The organism is Devosia equisanguinis (assembly GCF_900631955.1).
GTDB classification, from domain to species: domain Bacteria; phylum Pseudomonadota; class Alphaproteobacteria; order Rhizobiales; family Devosiaceae; genus Devosia; species Devosia equisanguinis.
This window is the reverse complement of record NZ_UZWD01000065.1, coordinates 1-3,277: the sequence shown is the minus strand read 5'-3', so window position 1 is coordinate 3,277 and position 3,277 is coordinate 1. Positions and strand designations below refer to the sequence as shown.

The window sequence follows — 3,277 nt, the reverse complement described above, 5'->3', positions numbered from 1 at the left end:
GGGGTCCATCAGTGAATCACTGAACCACCCCCCACCCCGGCCCTCCCCCTCAAGGGGGGAGGGTGCGATAGAGCCGAAGCCTGAGCGCACCTCACAAAAAAGGCGCCCCTTGCGGAGCGCCTCTGGTTTGGTTCAGCGGAACGCCGGGATGACGTGCCGGCCGTAATTGGCGATGATTTCCTCCTCATCGCCGCTGTCGAGATAGATGTTGAACTGGGTGACCCCCGCCGCCTCGAGATCGCGGATCTTGGCGATGTGCTCGTCGGGCTCGCCCAGCACGCAGAAGCTTTCCACGACATCGTCGGTGATGAAATCGAGATAGGGATTATCGGCCTGGCCGTGCTTGGAATAGTCGTAGCCCCGGCGCTTCTCGATATAGGAGGTGAGGCTCTGGGGGACCTTGTCGCTGTCGGCGCCATACTTTTCGACGATGTCGGCGACGTGGTTGCCGACCATGGCGGGGAACCACTTCACATGCTCGATGGCGCGCTTCTTGTCGCCGAAATAGGCGGGGGCGGCGGCCATGGAGCGATAATTGCTCATATCCTTGCCGGCAGCCTTGCCGGCTTCGATGCACTGGTCGGTAAACCATTTGCAGAGGCCAGGATCGGCAATCTGCAGCACCACACCTTCGGCGCTTTCGCCGGCGGTCTTGAGCGCCAGCGGCCCATAGGCGGCAATCCAGCTGGGCATGTCGTGGCCAACGGCCCAGGGGAATTTCACCGCCGCGGGAATGTCGCCATAGGTGACTTCTTCGCCGCGCACCATGGCCTTGGTCTTGGCGATGAAATCGGCAACGCGGGCCAGCGTTGCCGGCTTTTTGCCCATGACGCGCATGGAAGAGTCGCCGCGGCCGACGGCGAGATCGAAGCGGCCGCCGGACTGTTTTGAGAGAGACCCGAAGATGGAGGCCGCTACGGACCAGTCGCGTACATCGGGATTGGTGACCAGGGGGCCGAAGCGCATGTCCTTGGTGTGTTCCATGCACATGGCGATGGCCGAGTAGCAATCGCGCCAGAGAATGTGGCTGTCATAGAACCAGCAATAGGTGAAACCGGCATATTCAGCGGCGCGGACGAGATAGCGCGCGCGCTCGGCGTCGACGAACCCCTTGAAGGTGATTCCGAATTCCATAAGTCCTGCGCTCCCTCGGGCAAGAAATTTGACCAGTCGATCAAATTTTTGGGCGGGCGCGGGGCGATTGTCAATCGGGATTGTGCAGGGATTTTTCACCATCCGGTTCGTCATAGACCATTAGCGGTCGGCCGGTGATGGGGTCGGGAACGAGGCGGGCGGCGACGCCATAGGTGTCGCGCAGCAGGTTGGGGGTGAGTACCTGGGTCGGAGTACCCTCGGCCAGGACGTGGCCGGACGTCAGCACCACCAGGTGGTGGCAGCGGGCGGCCAGATTGAGATCATGCAGGGCCAGGACCACGGTGGTGCCGGTGGCGGCGCGGCGGCGCAACAGGGCGAAGAGCTGCAGCTGGGCGGCGATATCGAGATGGCTGGTCGGTTCATCGAGCAGCAGGAGGCGCGGCTGTTGCGCCAAGGCGCGGGCAATGTGCACGCGCTGCTGCTCGCCGCCGGAGAGCGTATTGAAGCGGCGGGCCGCAAAGCCGCTCATGCCGGTTTCGGAAAGGGCCGCGTTGATTATGGCGTCGTCTTCGCCGGCATTGCCGGCGGCGAGGGCGGACTGGAAGGGAATGCGGCCCAGGGCGACGACGTCGCGGACGCTGAGCCTTTCCTCGGTGGAGACGGATTGCTCGACCAGCGCGGCGAGGCGGGCGCGGTCGCGGCGGGGCATGGCGGGCAGGTTTTCGCCCGCGAAGCTGGCGCTGCCGGTGGACGGGACAAGGCCGAGCAAGGCGGAAAGCAAGGTGGATTTGCCGGCGCCATTGGGACCGATCAGTCCGGTCATAGCAGCTTGTGGCGCGGTGAAGCTGGCGCCGGTGAGGATGGTCCGGGCGCCGCGCGCCACTGCAAGATTTTTGACAGAAAGGCTCATGTGATCCTCCGGTAGCGGAGGAGAACGAAAAGGAAGACCGGGGCGCCGATCAGTGCAGTGATGATGCCGACGGGCAGTTCGCGCGGGTTGAACAGGGTGCGCGCGGCAGTATCGGTCCAGAGCATGAAGATGGCGCCGACCATCATGGCATGGGGCAGCAGAATGCGATGGCGCGAGCCCAGCGCCAGGCGCACCGCATGGGGCACGACGAGGCCGACAAATCCGATGGCGCCGCCAATGGCCACCATGACGCCAGTGAGCAGGGCGGTGGCGCCGAGCAGGGTCCAGCGCAGGCGCGGCACGTCGATGCCCAGCGTGGCGGCGGCATTATCGCCGAAGGCGAAGGCATCGAGGGCGCGGCCGGAGATGAGGATGACCGGGGCGCCGAGAACGAGGGCGGCGGCGACAAGGCCGGCATCGGTCCAGACGGAGCCGGAAAGCGAGCCCATCAGCCAGGAAAGGATTTCTCGATAGCTGTCGCCGGTCGCCGACCAGAAGATGAGAAAGGAGGTGGCGGCCGAGGCGAGCGCGGAAATGCAGATGCCCACCAGAATGGCACGGCTCGGCGTGGCGCCGCCGAGCAGGCCGGCGACGAACAGCGCCAGTGCCAAGGCGCCGATGCTGCCGAGAAAGGCGCCGAGCGGCATGAGCAGGGCAAGGCCGGCGAGGAGGAACAGCACCGCGCCGAGGGCCGCGCCGGAGGAAAGGCCGAGCAGATAGGGGTCGGCCAGGGGATTGCGGGTCAGCGCCTGCATGACCGTGCCGGACAAGGCGAGGCCGGCCCCGACGCCAAGGGCGGTGAGCACGCGCGGCAGGCGCAGTTCCCAGACGATGGCATCGCGCAGGCGGGAGACGGGGCTATCGGGCAGGAGGCCCAGATGGTGGAGGATGACCGACCAGACTTCGGAGGGCGTGATATCGGCGGGTCCGAAGGTGACTGCGACGATGGCGCTGAGGACGAGCAGGGCAAAGAGGGCGGGGAGGGAGAGGCGGGTCATGGTGGTGATGACCCGATACTGCGATGGCGTGCCGGGTGGGCGGAGTTTTTGCGTGGGACGTCGCTCTCGGGCTTGACCCGAGTGGTAGGGACTTGCTGCGCCCGCTTTAAACGTAACGCCCTCGGGTCAAGCCCGAGGGTGACGGCGGGTGGGTTGGGGAGGTGTCGGGCTCCTAGTGTGGCACACCTCCGACGCGCCGACTGCTGCACTCCCTCCCCCTTGACGGGGGAGGCTGGGAGGGGGTCCAACGGTATGTCACTGAACGACCCCCCAC

General features: G+C 65.8%; 3 protein-coding genes. All 3 read right to left on the bottom strand.

Annotation, left to right across the window (positions count from 1 at the left end; genetic code table 11):
- Positions 1–132 precede the first annotated feature (132 nt).
- On the bottom strand, positions 133–1,134 hold the full coding sequence (locus DEVEQU_RS19125) for a TIGR03842 family LLM class F420-dependent oxidoreductase (protein WP_126152207.1): 1,002 nt from the start codon (positions 1,132–1,134) through the stop codon (positions 133–135).
- A gap of 70 nt (positions 1,135–1,204) precedes the next feature.
- Positions 1,205–2,005 carry an ABC transporter ATP-binding protein gene (locus DEVEQU_RS19120; protein WP_126152206.1) on the bottom strand — a complete coding sequence of 267 codons (801 nt, stop codon included), beginning with the start codon at positions 2,003–2,005 and terminating at the stop codon, positions 1,205–1,207.
- Positions 2,002–3,003 carry an iron chelate uptake ABC transporter family permease subunit gene (locus DEVEQU_RS19115; RefSeq protein ID WP_126152205.1) on the bottom strand — a complete coding sequence of 334 codons (1,002 nt, stop codon included), beginning with the start codon at positions 3,001–3,003 and terminating at the stop codon, positions 2,002–2,004. Before DEVEQU_RS19115 ends, DEVEQU_RS19120 begins: the two co-directional genes overlap by 4 nt.
- Positions 3,004–3,277 lie beyond the last annotated feature (274 nt).

Excerpts from the sequence above, each read along its gene's own strand:
- DEVEQU_RS19125 (WP_126152207.1), bottom strand. The coding sequence starts at position 1,134 with ATGGAATTCGGAATCACCTTCAAGGGGTTCGTCGACGCCGAGCGCGCG.
- DEVEQU_RS19120 (WP_126152206.1), bottom strand. The coding sequence starts at position 2,005 with ATGAGCCTTTCTGTCAAAAATCTTGCAGTGGCGCGCGGCGCCCGGACC.
- DEVEQU_RS19115 (WP_126152205.1), bottom strand. The coding sequence starts at position 3,003 with ATGACCCGCCTCTCCCTCCCCGCCCTCTTTGCCCTGCTCGTCCTCAGC.